Below are 13,524 nucleotides of genomic sequence, written 5' to 3'. Positions count from 1 at the left end.
CGGGTATCTGGCCCGTTTGGCGAAGAAGCAGGCGAACGCCGCCTGGAGGTGGCGAAGCGCCTGCTGCAACGGGACGCAGGACACCTCACCCAGAAAGCTCAACTCCTCGGTGCGCTTCCACTGCGTGAGCGCCGCCGAGGACTCCGCGTAGGAGACGCCGCGGCCCTCCAGTCGGTAGGCGCGGGTGCGTTCCTCCAGCGCCTTGTTGTAGACCAAGCGGACGCAGCCGAACGTCTGGGCAAGCTCGAAAGCCTGCTCGGGAGTCGGGTAGAAGCGGTATTTGTAGGCCCGCTTCGCGATCTGGGCCACGCCTCGCACCGTACGGCAAGATCAGCCAAATATCGAATGGGTGTTCGATTTTGCCGTATTGTTCCGGTTTTCCTCCCCGTCCTTAAGTGCGGGGTCTCCAGCCTCAAGGAGATTCGATGACGACCGAGTATGAGGTCAGGGCCAACGGGGACTTCGGCGTCCACGGCGATCAGCCGGTGGAGAAGGTGAAGAGGATCCTCGATTCGGTCAAACCGCGGGACTTCGAGAAAGCCGGTGACGCCTACCTGTCCGCGGCCTCGATGCTGGGAACTTCCCAGAGGGCGATCGAGGATGCCAGCAAGGCGATGGCGGACGTCTGGGGTGACAAGGCCTCGGTCGAGGCGCAGAAGGCGCTCCAGGCTCTGCACGGGACGATCGACATGCTCGGGAGCAAGGCCAACGAGATGGGCCGCCCCCTCCAGTCGCTCGGCAAGGCCATCCCTCCGTTCAAGAACGACCTCGGCGGTCATTTCTCCTGGTCCAACGGCCCGAGCTGGACTCACGGGATCCCGGACATCGCCGTCGACACCAAGGACGGCTGGGACTGGTTCACCTCGGACAACGGCGCGGCGAAGGAGCACCTGAAGAAGTTCAACCAGGAACTGGACAAGTGGCACCAGCTGCTGCCCGCGTCCATGACCGAGAACCTGCCCAAACTCAAGTGGCCCACGCCGGACGAGACCACCTACACGGTGCCCACCTACCCCACCGGCAACGTGCCCAAAGTGAAAAACAGCCCGAACTACTCGCCTGATTACGATGGAAACCTCCCCCAGGGCAACAGCCCCGGAAACACCGGCTGGCAGCCGCAGGTCACCGACCCGGGCAGCGACGACCCGAACGCCACCGACCCGGGCGACAAGGATCCGAACGGCAACGGACCGGGGAACAAAGGCGACGCGAACGGAGACCTCCCCGGCACCGACCAGCCGCCGATCGACCCCGCATCCACGAACCCCAACGGCACCGACGGCTCCACGAACGGCACGAACAACGGCTCGGTTCCCAACATCAACGACCCACGGTCGACCGGCCTGTCCGACTACCAGCCGCCGAAGATCGACACCGCGCCGATCTCCACCACGGGTCCCACCTCCTCGATCCCGTCCACTGCGTACTCACCTACGGGCGGCCCTTCGACCAGCCCGGGCGGGGGTACGACCGTCGGCACGAACCTCCCCGTGAACATGAACGGCGCCAGTGTCCTGCGCGGCGGCGCGTCCGGCATGGGCGGCATGGGCATGCCCTTCATGCCCATGGGCGGCATGGGCGCAGGCGGCGGCGAGGAACGCATGAGCGAGTCCTCCACCTGGCTCATGGAGGACGACGACGTCTGGGGCGGCCCTGCCAAGGATGTCGTCGACGACACCATCCGCTAACGGCCACCCGGCCGCGGCCATGCCCCCGGCGAGACGCCAGGTCTCCCACGGCATGGCCGCGTGTTCAGCGTCGCCCGGCAGGGTCAGTACGCAGGGCGGGCCGGGGCGCCCTGAGCCGGAGGCGGTCGGCGTAGGGTCAGCCTACGCAGGACGGACCGGCACACCCGGGCTGGCACACCCCGGGCCGGCACACCCCGGGCCGGAGGTGGCCGGCGTGAGGTCAGGCGCTCGGGTCCGGGAGAGCGGCCTGCACCGGCAGGGTGGCGCCCGCGGTGACGAGGAGGCCGCGTCCGGGTGGGCCGCCTACGGCGCCGCGCGGGAGCCGGATGGTGAACAGGTCGCCGTCGGAGGGGCTCTGCACGGACAGCAGTAAGCCCGTCCGGGACTTACGTGTCTCAGCCGTGAAGCCCCGGAAGGACGTGGCCAGGTCGCCCGTGGTCCCCGCGATGATCAGGCCGTGCTCGCCGTCCCTGCCCGACCGGAGCACCTCGTCCAGCGCCAGCCCGAGCGGGGAATCGGGGTTGACGAGCTCGGCGTCGTCCACCAGCACCACGTAGCGTTCCAGCCCGGCGACGAGCTCCTGGAGCTGGTCGGCGTTGCCGTCCAGCACGGCGAGCGTCCCTTCCAGAGTCCGCAACGGGCTGCGCCTGGGCGCCACGGCGATGACGGGCGTGCCGGACGAGATCAGCGACCTCGCGGCGGTGAGCAGCGTCGAGGAGCGTCCGGAACGGGCGGGTCCGGCGATCACGGCGCCGGGCCCCTGAGCGAGCAGGTCGATCCCCTGGGGTGCCAGGCTGTCGCCCCCCGCGCCGATCAGCGCCCACAGCGGGGACGGCGGCCGGAAGCCGGGCGCGAGGTCGAACGTCTGGCTGGCGGTTATCCGCACCGGCAGCGCGTCGACCCGCAGCGGTCGTTCTCCCTCCCGTGGCCGGGAGCCCGAGGTGAGCGCGCGAGCCAGGGACTGCAGGGCGGCCACCTGGGCGGGGCCCGAGGGATCACCGGAAAGCAGGGCGATCTGATGCTCGACGATGCCGTGCTCGCCCAGTGACAAGGCCCGGCCGGGTGGGATGGACGATGGGAGACCCTTGACCGGCAGCCCGGCCAGGCCGTAGTCGGAGGGATCCGCCAGGCGCAGGATCAGGCGGTCGTCGAACACCGTGGACACCTGGCCCATCAGGCTCGAACGGTCACCCGTGACGACCGCGCGCAACCCGACCGCGGGCCCCTCCCGCAGCAACTGCAGGAGCGCCTCGGGCAGCCGCCCGTAGTCGTAGCCCTCGAACGCGGCGACGAACCCCTCCCAGCGGTCGAGCATGAACACCAGCCACGGCAGCCGGTGGCCGGCCTGGCGGTATTCGGCCAGCGAGGCGTGGCCGGCCTCGGCCAGCAACTGCTGTCGGCGGCCCACCTCGGCCCGGAGGCGGGCGAGGAGACGTTCGACACGGTCGAGCTGGTCGCGGGTGACGACGGCGCCGCAGTGCGGCATCGCCACCAGGGGCAAGAGAGCGCCCGAACCGCAGTCGATCGCATGGACGTGCACGTCGGCCGGAGAGGTCTGGGCGGCGATCGCGCCCGCGATCGTGCGCAGCGCCGTGGACCTCCCGCTCCGTGCCGCGCCGGCGATGAGGAGGTGGCCGCCGTGGCTCAGATCCAGCACGAGCGGGCGCCGGTCCTGCGCCCACGGCCGGTCCGTGATCCCGAACGCCAGCGGCCTCACTTCGCCGAACAGCCCCTCGCCGGCGGAGCCGCCGGATCCATCCGAGCCCTGCGCGGGCCACGCGTCCGAAGCGAGCCGGCCGGACTCCGCGATCGGCCCCAGCCCGGATCCGGCCCGAGTCCCGCTCTCGTCGAACGCCTCGTCGAGGACGAACTGCGTGGGGAGCGGATCCAACCACGGACTCGGCTGCCGCCGTACGCCGGTCAGCCGGGTGGCTTCGATGACCGCGTCGGCCAGGATCGACAGGTCGGTGACCGCCGACTCCTCCGTGGGCTCCGGCGGCGGGGGCAGCGCCCGGCCCAGCGACCGCCAGTCCACCTCGATCACCCGTACCGGCCCGCTGTCCTCGGCGCCTCTGCCGATCCCGATCACGCCACCCGGCCTCCCGACCCCCGGAAGGCTCCCCGTGGCGAAATCACCCTCCTGCTCCAACCACCCCTCACCTGGCACCTCGGCCATCCCAGACGTCTCGCCCGCGTCACCCAGTCTTGGGGGCTCACCTGGTCCTGAGGGTTCGCCCGGTCCTGGGAGGCTGCCGGATCCTGGCAGCCCGGCCATGCCCGGGAACTTCACCGATCCCGGGCTTCCGCCCGCGCCGAACTGTTCGTCCACGCCGGGAAGGCCGCCTGCATGGGAAAGGCCACCCGCGTTCGAGGGCCCGGCCGGTCTCGGGAGGCCCAGACCGGGAAGCCGGGTGACACCCGGCACACCGCCGGGGTGGCTCGAGTCGGTGCTGCCGGTCGGGCCGGCTCCGGGCCGACGACCTGGAACGCTGTCCCTGTAGGGGGAGAGCCCTTTGGGACCGCGGCCGGTAGACCCGGCTCCGGGAGCACCGCTTCCGGAAAGCCTGGTCCCGGAAGGGCCGCGCCTGCGTGGGGAGGTGGGCGAGGGGGCCGGCAGGGGGCTGCGACCTCCGACCCGTGCCGTCTGGACGGCCGTCGCGGCGCCCACGCCGGACTTCACGTAGCAGCGGCCGGGCGTCGACTTGGAGATATGGGCCGCGTCCGGCAGGTCGATGACGTCCGTCGACTCCATGGGCTCGGTCACCCGCAGCGCGATGCGCAGTGAGGTGTTGGCCTGGATGTCGGCCGTCACCACGCCGGCCGGGCGCTGGGTGGCCAGGATGAGGTGGATGCCCAGCGAACGGCCCCGGCGGGCGATGTCGACGAGCCCGGCCACGAAGTCGGGCAACTCGGCCACCAACGCTGCGAACTCGTCGATGATCAGCACCAGTCGCGGCAGCGGGTCACCGGTGTAGTCGTCGATGTCCTTGGCGCCCGCCGCGAGCAGCAGGCGTTCGCGGCGGCGGACCTCGGCGGCGAGGGAGTCGAGGGCCCGCTGTGTCAGGTGGCCGTCGAGGTCGCTGACCATGCCGACCGTGTGCGGCAGCCGTACGCACTCCTTGAACGCGGCGCCGCCCTTGTAGTCGATCAGTACGAACGTCAGCTGGTCGGGACGGTTCGCCACCGCCAGGGAGCAGATCAGGGTCTGCAGCAGCTCGGACTTGCCCGCGCCGGTGGTGCCGGCGATCAGCCCGTGGGGGCCGTCGAGGCCGAGGTCGATGGAGAACCGGCCTTCGGGGCCGACGCCGATCACGGCCTTGGTGGAGCCCCGGTCATGCCAGCGGGCGGCGATCTCCTGGCCGGAGGGGGAGCGCAGACCCAGCAGGTCGAGCAGGCGCACCGCGCCGGGCAGGTTGCCCGAGGGATCGTCGCGGCTCACGTCGCGGATCGGGGCGAGCGCCCTGGCCAGCCGGTCGCACCACGACGGGGAGACGAGATCGCCCAGGACCGGGCCGATGACGTCGAGCCCGCCACCACGTAGTCGCACGAGACCGTCGGACCCGCACGCCGCGACCGTCGCGCACTCCTCGGGCAGCAGCCGCTGGTCGTCGTCGATCGCGAGGGTGTAGACGCCGTTGCGCGGGCCCTGGCGCAGCACCTGCGGCATGCCGGGCAGGCCGCGCAGGACCTGGGCGCCGTCGAGCACGACCAGCACGTCGTAGGGGCGCTCGTCGAAGGTGGAGAAGGCGGGCGCCTCGGGGCCGCCGAGGTCGTCCCAGCCGGTGGGGATCTTGCCGAGCTCGGGGATCGCGGTGTTCTGCCTCTCGTCGATGAGCGAGGCCAGCTCGGCGACGCGGCGCGCGGCGGACTCGGGGTCGGTGCCGACCAGCGCCACGCAGTCCTCGCCGCCGCGCGGCGCGCAGTGCGGCAGCCAGCGCACCCAGCCCCAGCGGTGCTCGCCGTCGGTGTGCGCGGACAGGACCACGATGGCCAGATCACGCGGGCTGTGCAGGGTGGCGGCCTGCCCGATCAGCCAGCCGGCCAGGCCGACGGCCGCGTCGCGGGGCCCGGTGACTCCGGCCACGCCGAGCCTGCGCATGGCCAGCGCGACGGGCACGGCACGGCAGATGGGCGGGTCGATGGCGCCGCCGCCCTGCTCCTCGGTGAGCTCCAGGTTGGCGGGCAGGTCGGCCAGCCCGACCCTGAGCCGGAGCGCGTCGGGGTCGTGGATCCGGCGCTCCCACAACCGCCTGCGCGGCCCCGTGGCGGTCAGCAGGACCTGGGCGGGGTCGGGCGCGTCGGCCCTGCGCTCCAGCTCGTCCTCGGCCCTGGCTCGCTCGACGGTCGCCTCGTAGGCCTCCAACCGCTCCTTGAACTCCTTGGCCGCCTTCCGGTGCTGCTTCTTGCCATGGCGTCGGTCGCTCCACCACTGTCCGATCATGATGACGGGGGTCATCACGGCGAAAAGCAGGAAATACCACTGACCCAGCACGTAGGAGAGCGTCACGCCCACCACCGCCGGCAGGAACGCGGCCAGCAGTTGCAGCCGCATCCCCTCGGTCCGCCGGGGCTCCTGCGGCTTCTTGAAGGCCCGCTGCCCCTCGGTGCGGCGGAGCCGGGGCGGCCGGTTGTAGGCCACGCCGCCTTCGGGCCGGGGCGCCAGGTGGGCGTCGCGGGGCTCGATCGCGGTCAAGGTGAACACGGATGATCCGCAGGTCAGCACCGCGTGCTCGGGCCAGTCGGCCGCCTCGGTGAGGGGTCGTGCGTCCAGCTCGGGACCCTGCCAGGAGCCGGAGGAGAGCTCGGCGGCCTCCCGCTCCGCGACCCGCGCGGTGAGCTCGGCGACCTCCTCGGCCCACCGTCCCTTGAGCTTCGGCCGCGGGCCCTGCTCCGGCAGCGCCCGCCGCGCCGCCTCGGCCGTGATCGCGTCGGGGGTGACGCGGAGGGTGACGGCCTCGGGAGCGAGCATCGGATCCGCCACGGCGATCGCGCACATCGGATCGGACCCGATGACGTGCACGCCGAGGCCCAGCCGGTGGACGGCGCCGGCGGCGGGACCGCCCACGACCCGCACCTCGGCCACCCCGCCCGGCTCCTCGATGATCGTGGACCGCGCCAGGCGTGGGTCGAGCGTGACCTTGTCGCCGTCACGCAGCACCGCCGTGGCCGGCGCGCGCGGGTCGAGGGGGCGCCCGTTGCGCCACAGCGTCGTCGTGTCCCAGACCGCTCCGGCACCCGGATCGCCCCACCCCGGCCGGCGTGGGTGGGGCGCGTCCGCTTGCCCGGCCCCGCGTGGTGACCGGTCGCCCCACCCGGGCTCTGGACGGCGAGGGTTGGGCACGGAGGTGGGGCCGCCGGAATCCGACATGCCGTAGGGCGCTCGCGCTCGGGGCAGCCGGACGACCTTGGCGAGCGGCTCCTGACCGCTGAGCGCCTCGCTCACCCCGGCGACCGTGGCGGCGTCGTCACCGTCGACCACGACGTCACGGTCGCCCTGTTCGCCGAGCACGGTGAGCATGATCCGCATGTGCCGTCTCCTCGGTCAGAACTCGGCGCCAAGGTAGCGCCCGAACCGACGTTAGACCCGCAGGTTGACGGCAATGGCATGGAAGCCACGGGTTGTGGATAACCGGCCCGCCGTCGAAAAGGCTGTGGAAAAGCCCGCGGGTTCGCGCGCGGATGGGATTTGTCGTATTTAACCGCAGGTAGACCCCCTTCTGCTGAGGGCGTGGCACGGGTAAGTCCGGTTCGCCGGTCGTACAGGAGACAAAAGCCTCGATCTGGCGGTCCGAAAAGCGGCGGACGTGTGGCAGGATCAGCGGCGGCGGCGAGTAGAGTGCCGGTAGCCACAGGTCAGAGGCCATGCGGCGGCGGTCAAGGAATCAAGAGGCAGAGATCGGGCCAAGTGATCAAAAGGCTCCGACACCCGTAAAATCCTGAAACATCCGTGAACGGTGCGGCACATGTTAAAGCTGTGACTCATAGCCGCAGAAAACCATATACGTCAACTCGCTAGAAACAACAGGCATCGATTATGTCGGGTTGACACCGCCCTACCTGCGAAACGAGCATGGTTCCTCGCGTTCCGGCCCCGGCTCGTCACCCGGTTGCACATAATGGCGTGAATTCGACATTTCACAAATGGGAGCCCCCCACCCATGAGGACCAGCGAAAAGCCTGCCGTCAATACGGCAGGGTTGTCCGGCCCGGCCTCGCGCAAGCTCCCCGTCCCTCCCCGTGAGCGGAAGCCTGCCCTGGCGGCCCTCGCGGTGCTCCTCATCCTGGGCGGGGCGCTGGCCACGACACTGCTCGTGATGCGCAGCGGCGACCGGATCTCGGCGATCAGGATCACCGAGCAGGTCGGCGCCGGCCAGCCGTTCACCGAGCAGGCGATCGAAGAGGTGCAGATCGCCGACACCGGCATCGACTACGTCAGCTGGTCCGAGCGGCAGAAGGTGCTCGACAGCTTCGCCGCGGTCACCATCCTGCCCGGCACCCTGTTCATCGACGACATGGGCGTCACGGCCAGCGAGGAGTTGGGCCCCGGCAAGGCCAAGGTGGGCCTCGCGCTCAAACCCGGGCAGGCGCCCGCCGGCCTGGTCAAGGGCGACCGGGTGCAGGTCGTGTACGTGCCGGGCCGCTCCAGCCAGACCGAGAGCCGGGTGCTCGCCCAGAGCGCGCTCGTGGTCACCGTCGGAGCGCCGGGCCGGACCGGCGGCAGCGGGCAGGTCACCGTGATCGTCGATTCGTCGGTGTCGCCGGAAATCGTCAGATACGCCTCCAGCGGTGAGATCGCGGTGGCCGTGCTGCCCGGGGCCCGCTGAGGTGGCGCTGATCGTGCTGGCCGCCGACAAGGGCGCGCCAGGGGTGACCACCGCCGCGACGGCCCTGGCCGCCGTCTGGCCGAGACCCGTGCTGCTCGCCGAGTGCGACCCCGCGGGCGGCGACATCGCCTACCGGCTGCCCGGCGCCGACGGCGGCGTGCTCAACCCGGGCAAGGGCCTGCTCACGCTGGCGGCGACGGCGCGCCGCGGCCTGGAGCCCGCGCAGATCCACGAGCACACGCAGAAGATCGTCGGCGGGCTCGACGTGCTGGCCGGGCTCACCCACGGCGAGCAGGCGGCGGGGCTGACCTGGCTGTGGGGCCCGCTCGGCCGCTCGCTCGCCGCGGTGCCGCACGCCGACGTGATCGCCGACTGCGGCCGCCTGGGTGCCCACCCCCAGCTCGGCGACCTGCTGGCGGAGGCCGAGAAGGTGGTGCTGCTCACCAGGGCCACCCTCGACCACGTCGCCCACCTGCGCGAACGCCTCTCGATCACCAAGGCCCACGGTGTCGTCGTGATCGCCGACCCGCGCAACTACCGCTCCTCGATCGACGACGTACGCCGCATCGTGGGCCCGAGCGTGGGGTTCGTGCACGGCCTGGCCCACGATCCCAAGGGCGCCGAGCTGCTACGCGGCCAGTGGGGCGGGCGGCTGGACCGTTCTCTGCTCATCCGTACGGCACGCGACCTCGCAGGACGGCTGGTGAGCCACCCGTGATCGACCACTCCCTCGTCAAGAGGTTCCGCCAGGAGGTCGGCGACCGCCTGGCCCACCAGCGCCGGCTCGACCAGGCCAACGGGCTGGCCGCGATGACCGGCGAGGACGAGCGGCAGTTCGCCAGGGCGCTGATCTCCCAGGTGCTGGAGGAGCACGCGCGCAGCGAGATCGGCCTGGGCCGCACCCCGCCCACGGTCGAGGAGGAGGAGGCGCTGGCGGCCGGGATCCACGCCGCGCTGTTCGGGGTGGGCCGTCTCCAGCCGCTGCTCGACGATCCCGACGTCGAGAACATCGACATCAACGGCTGCGACAAGGTCTTCGTCGGCTACGCCGACGGTCAGGAGCTCGCGCACGACCCGGTCGCCGAGTCCGACGACGAGCTGATCGAGCTGATCCAGATCCTGGCGGCCTACTCGGGCCTGTCGAGCAGGCCGTTCGACACCGCCAACCCGCAGCTCGACCTGAGGCTGCCCGACGGGTCGCGGCTCAGCGCCGTCATGGACGTCACGCTCAGGCCCGCCGTGTCGATCCGCCGTGCCCGCCTCGGCAAGGTGTTCCTGTCCGACCTGGTGGGCAACGGCACGCTGAGTCCGGAGATCGGCAGGTTCCTGACGGCCGCGGTCGCCGCGCGTAAAAACCTCATGATCGCGGGCTCCACCAACGCGGGGAAGACGACCCTGCTGCGCGCCCTGGCGAACGAGATCCCGCCCGGCGAGCGGCTGATCACCGTCGAACGCGCGCTGGAGCTCGGCCTCGACCAGTTCGCCGAGCTTCACCCCAACGTGGTCGCCTTCGAGCAGCGCCTGCCCAACTCCGAGGGCCAGGGCGAGATCACCATGGCCGAGCTGGTCAGACGCTCCCTCCGGATGAACCCCAGCCGCGTCATCGTCGGCGAGGTGCTCGGCGACGAGATCGTCACCATGCTCAACGCGATGACGCAGGGCAACGACGGCTCCCTGTCCACCATCCACGCCAACTCCAGCATGGAGGTGTTCAACCGCATCTCCACCTACGCCCTGCAGGCCAACGAACGCCTCCCCATCGACGCCACCCACATGCTCATCGCCGGCGCCATCGACTTCGTGGTCTTCGTCGAGAAACGCAACGACTACGACAGAGGCGGCACCCTGCGCCGCTACGTCTCCAGCATCCGCGAGGTCAACGGCTGCGACGGCCGGGTCCTGTCGAGCGAGGTCTTCGCGCCGGGCCCCGACGGCTCCGCGGTGCCACACGCACCCGTCTCCTGCCTGCAGGAGCTCGCCGCCCACGGCTACCACCCGGGAGGTTGGTGATGATCCCTCTCGATCCGCTGGCGCTGTTCGCCGGCGCCGTCGTCGGCGGCGGGCTCTTCCTGCTCATCCTCTCCCTGTACGGCCTGCGCCCCAAGCCGTCGCAGCCCGATCGCCACCTGGTCCGCATGCTGACCACGCGCACCGCGATCGCCGCCGTCGTGGCCGTCGTCGTCCTGGCGGTCACCCGCTGGCCGGTGGTCGCGGTGGGGGCGGTGCTGCTGGTGTTCGCCTGGCGCGGCCTGTCGGGCGGCGCGGCCGAGGAGCGCGCGGCGATGCGCCGGCTCGAAGGGCTGGCCGCCTGGACCGAGTCGCTGCGTGACACGATCGCCGGCGCGGCCGGGCTCGAACAGGCCATCCCGTCGTCCATCAGGGCGGCCGCGCCCATGCTCAGACCTCATCTGCGGGCGCTGGTCGACCGGCTGCACACCAGGATGGCGCTGCCCGACGCGCTGGCGTTGTTCGCCGACGAGCTCGACGACCCGTCGGCCGACCTGGTGGTGGCGGCGCTGATCCTCAACTCCAAACTGCGCGGCCCGGGCCTGCGCGACGTGCTGGGCGCGCTGGCCGTCTCGGCTCGCGAGGAGCTCGACATGCGCCGCCGCGTCGAGGCCGAACGCCGCTCCACCAGGCGCAGCGTGCAGATCGTGGTGATCACCGCGCTGGTCTTCGCCGGCCTGCTGGTCGTGTTCAACCCCTCCTACGTCAGCGAATACACCGGCCTGCTCGGCCAGGCGGTGCTCGCCGTCGTGGCCGGGCTGTTCGGTGCCGGGTTCGCCTGGATGCGGCGGCTCGCCAGGTTCGACAAGCCCACACGTCTGCTGGTCGGAGGCGGCAATGGTTGAAGGCGTACTCGCCGGTGGCGCACTCGGGTTCGGCCTGTTCCTGCTGCTGCGCGCGATCTTCCCGGCCCAGCCCGGCCTGGTGGCGCGGCTGCTGGCGATCGAAGCGGTGCGCGAGGACGCGGGCGCGCCCCGCATCCAGCTCGTCCTGCCCGACGAGGAGGTCAGCGCCTTCCGCCGGAGCCTCGGCATCCGGCTGGCCCGCGTCTACCACGCGCGCGGCTGGGAGGCCCGCTCGGTGAAGGCCGACCTGGCCCTGGTCGGCAGGTCGTTCGAGGGCTTCCTGGCCACCAAGGCGCTGCTGGCGGCGGCCGGGCTGCTGGCCTTCCCCGTGCTGCTCGGCTGGCTGGTCCTGATGGAGTGGGGCACGTCCCTGACGATCCCGTTCTGGGCCGCCGTGCTCACCGCCCTGTTCTTCTTCTTCCTGCCCGACGTGCAGGTCAGGCGGGACGCGGCGGCCAGGCGGCGCGACTTCAGGCACGTGGTCGGAGCGTTCCTCGACCTGGTCTCCATGAACCTCGCGGGTGGCCGCGGCGTCCCCGAGGCGCTGATGATGGCGGTCTCGGTCAGCGGCGACCAGCCCAACTGGGCGATGGCCCGCATCCGCGACGCGCTGAGCGGGGCCAGGATCGTCGGCATCACCCCGTGGCAGGCGCTCGGCCAGCTCGGCGAGGAGATCAACGTCGACGAGCTGCGCGACCTGTCGGCCGCGCTCGGCTTGGTCGCCGACGACGGCGCCAAGGTCCGGGCCTCGCTGACGGCCAGGGCAGCGACGCTGCGCCGCCGGGAGCTCGCGGAGATCGAGGGCCGGGCCGGCGAACGCTCCCAGTCGATGCTCGTCGCGCAGCTCCTGCTCTGCGCGGGTTTCGTGATCTTTCTCAGTTTTCCAGCCGCTATGAAGATGTTGGGGTCCTCATGAACCATCCCTGGATCATCTACCTGCGGGCCTATCTCGGTGTCCGCGTCCACCGCGCCCGCACGGCGTCCAGCCGGGGCGCCTCCGCCGTCGAGTGGGTGATCATCACCGCCATCATCGCCGGCGTCGCACTCGGCCTCGCCACCCTGATCAAGACGCTGGTGGAGCAGAAGCAGAGCGATATCCAGAACTCCTTCGGCGGTGGCAGCGGGGACACGTGATCTCGTCCCGGCTCCGTCGCGAACGCGGTGTCACCGTGGTCGAGCTGGCCCTTCTGATGCCGGTCGTCCTCGCGGTCGTGCTTCTCATCGTGCAGGTGGCGCTCTGGTTCCACGGCCGCCAGGTCGCGGAGGCCGCCGCCCGCGAGGGCGCCCGCGTGGCCCGCTCGGCCCCCTTCGACTCGGGCTCCTGGGAGGGCGAGGCCCAGGCCAAGGCCACGTCCATCGTGCGGACGATCGGCCCCCGGCTGCTCTCCGACGCCACGGCCACCACCTCGGTCAGGGAGCCCGACCAGCGTTTCGTCACGGTGACGGGCAGCGCCGTCCAGGTCATCCCGCTGCTGCCCGAGCTCACCTTCACGATCACGGCCACCGCGGGCGGGCCGGTGGAGTGCTTCCGGCCCGACGACGGAGGTGACGACTGCGGTTGACCTCCTCCTCCTCGTAAACGAGGGGGATTCCCACGGTCGCCCGTGAGATTTCCTGCTGCACCGCCGGTTGCCCGCCAGGAAGGACTTCCTTTGAGGTCTTACATCAGCTCCACAGGCGTTTCAGCTCTCCGCCCGCTGAGCGCGAGCCAGCCGCCTGCGGTCGGCCCGCTCGTGCCCGGGGTTGGTGATCTTCTCTCCGGTCGACAGCGTGACCAGAGCGGTGATGCCCGCATCCACCCCCACCCGAGCCTCTACCGGGGGCAGTGGGGAGATCTTCTCCTCCACCAGGATGGACACGAACCAGCGTCCGGCCGCGTCCTTGCCCACGGTCACCGTGGACGGCCGCGCACCTTCGGGAAGGGGCCGCGACCACACGATGTCCAGCGGCAGGTTCATCTTCGCCAGCGTCAACCGGCCGTCGCGCCGGCGGAACGCCGAACGGGTGTACTCCGCGCTCAGGCGGGACTTCTTGCGGGACTTGAACACCGGGTATCTGGCCCGTTTGGCGAAGAAGCAGGCGAACGCCGCCTGGAGGTGGCGAAGCGCCTGCTGCAACGGGACGCAGGACACCTCACCCAGAAAGCTCAACTCCTCGGTG

Annotated in this window: 10 protein-coding genes and 1 pseudogene; 8 read left to right on the top strand and 3 right to left on the bottom strand. The window is 71.2% G+C overall.

Annotation, left to right across the window (positions count from 1 at the left end; translation table 11 throughout):
• A partial coding sequence (locus AB0C16_RS38870) for a transposase (protein WP_357690952.1) occupies positions 1-309 on the bottom strand: 309 nt, incomplete at its 3' end.
• Positions 310-425: 116 nt separating this feature from the next.
• Here AB0C16_RS38870 and AB0C16_RS38865 point away from each other — a divergent pair.
• A complete protein-coding gene (locus tag AB0C16_RS38865) occupies positions 426-1,688 on the top strand; it encodes a hypothetical protein (protein ID WP_357690950.1) in 1,263 nt (420 codons plus the stop codon).
• Between the two features lie 220 nt (positions 1,689-1,908).
• Here the strand turns inward: AB0C16_RS38865 and AB0C16_RS38860 are convergent, their stop codons facing one another.
• Entirely contained in the window at positions 1,909-7,215 is a 5,307-nt protein-coding gene (locus AB0C16_RS38860; protein WP_357690948.1) for an FtsK/SpoIIIE domain-containing protein, read from the bottom strand.
• 631 nt (positions 7,216-7,846) lie between these two features.
• Between AB0C16_RS38860 and AB0C16_RS38855 the strand changes: the two genes are divergently transcribed.
• From AB0C16_RS38855 to AB0C16_RS38825, 7 genes are read left to right on the top strand one after another with little or no spacing between them, the layout of a single operon-like run.
• Positions 7,847-8,512, top strand: coding sequence for a hypothetical protein (locus AB0C16_RS38855; protein WP_357690946.1), 666 nt, complete (start codon positions 7,847-7,849; stop codon positions 8,510-8,512).
• Entirely contained in the window at positions 8,475-9,230 is a 756-nt protein-coding gene (locus AB0C16_RS38850) for a hypothetical protein (protein ID WP_357690944.1), read from the top strand. The genes AB0C16_RS38855 and AB0C16_RS38850 overlap by 38 nt, the downstream gene beginning before the upstream one ends.
• Positions 9,227-10,522: an ATPase, T2SS/T4P/T4SS family gene (locus AB0C16_RS38845; protein WP_357690942.1), complete on the top strand. Its 1,296-nt coding sequence runs from the start codon at positions 9,227-9,229 to the stop codon at positions 10,520-10,522. Before AB0C16_RS38850 ends, AB0C16_RS38845 begins: the two co-directional genes overlap by 4 nt.
• The gene (locus tag AB0C16_RS38840) at positions 10,522-11,364 is read left to right on the top strand and encodes a type II secretion system F family protein (protein WP_357690940.1); all 843 of its coding nucleotides are present in this window, start codon (positions 10,522-10,524) and stop codon (positions 11,362-11,364) included. The genes AB0C16_RS38845 and AB0C16_RS38840 overlap by 1 nt, the downstream gene beginning before the upstream one ends.
• Positions 11,357-12,280, top strand: a complete 924-nt coding sequence (locus AB0C16_RS38835; RefSeq protein WP_357690938.1) for a type II secretion system protein — start codon at positions 11,357-11,359, stop codon at positions 12,278-12,280. Before AB0C16_RS38840 ends, AB0C16_RS38835 begins: the two co-directional genes overlap by 8 nt.
• Positions 12,277-12,498 carry a hypothetical protein gene (locus AB0C16_RS38830; protein ID WP_357690936.1) on the top strand — a complete coding sequence of 74 codons (222 nt, stop codon included), beginning with the start codon at positions 12,277-12,279 and terminating at the stop codon, positions 12,496-12,498. The genes AB0C16_RS38835 and AB0C16_RS38830 overlap by 4 nt, the downstream gene beginning before the upstream one ends.
• Positions 12,495-12,926: a TadE/TadG family type IV pilus assembly protein gene (locus tag AB0C16_RS38825; protein ID WP_357690934.1), complete on the top strand. Its 432-nt coding sequence runs from the start codon at positions 12,495-12,497 to the stop codon at positions 12,924-12,926. The genes AB0C16_RS38830 and AB0C16_RS38825 overlap by 4 nt, the downstream gene beginning before the upstream one ends.
• 123 nt (positions 12,927-13,049) lie before the next feature.
• Here AB0C16_RS38825 and AB0C16_RS38820 read toward each other — a convergent pair.
• Positions 13,050-13,524 (bottom strand): annotated as a pseudogene (locus tag AB0C16_RS38820) (transposase); the annotation flags it as partial.

The sequence above is a fragment of the Nonomuraea sp. NPDC048916 genome, from assembly GCF_040649575.1.
Lineage (GTDB): Bacteria > Actinomycetota > Actinomycetes > Streptosporangiales > Streptosporangiaceae > Nonomuraea.
The sequence above is the reverse complement of the archived record's forward strand: the minus strand, read 5'-3'. Positions and strand labels throughout refer to the sequence as shown.

What these genes read in the sequence shown, in the direction of transcription:
- AB0C16_RS38865 (WP_357690950.1), top strand. Translation starts at nt 426, where the DNA reads ATGACGACCGAGTATGAGGTCAGGGCCAACGGGGACTTCGGCGTCCAC.
- AB0C16_RS38860 (WP_357690948.1), bottom strand. Translation starts at nt 7,215, where the DNA reads ATGCGGATCATGCTCACCGTGCTCGGCGAACAGGGCGACCGTGACGTC.
- AB0C16_RS38855 (WP_357690946.1), top strand. Translation starts at nt 7,847, where the DNA reads ATGAGGACCAGCGAAAAGCCTGCCGTCAATACGGCAGGGTTGTCCGGC.
- AB0C16_RS38840 (WP_357690940.1), top strand. Translation starts at nt 10,522, where the DNA reads ATGATCCCTCTCGATCCGCTGGCGCTGTTCGCCGGCGCCGTCGTCGGC.
- AB0C16_RS38835 (WP_357690938.1), top strand. Translation starts at nt 11,357, where the DNA reads ATGGTTGAAGGCGTACTCGCCGGTGGCGCACTCGGGTTCGGCCTGTTC.
- AB0C16_RS38830 (WP_357690936.1), top strand. Translation starts at nt 12,277, where the DNA reads ATGAACCATCCCTGGATCATCTACCTGCGGGCCTATCTCGGTGTCCGC.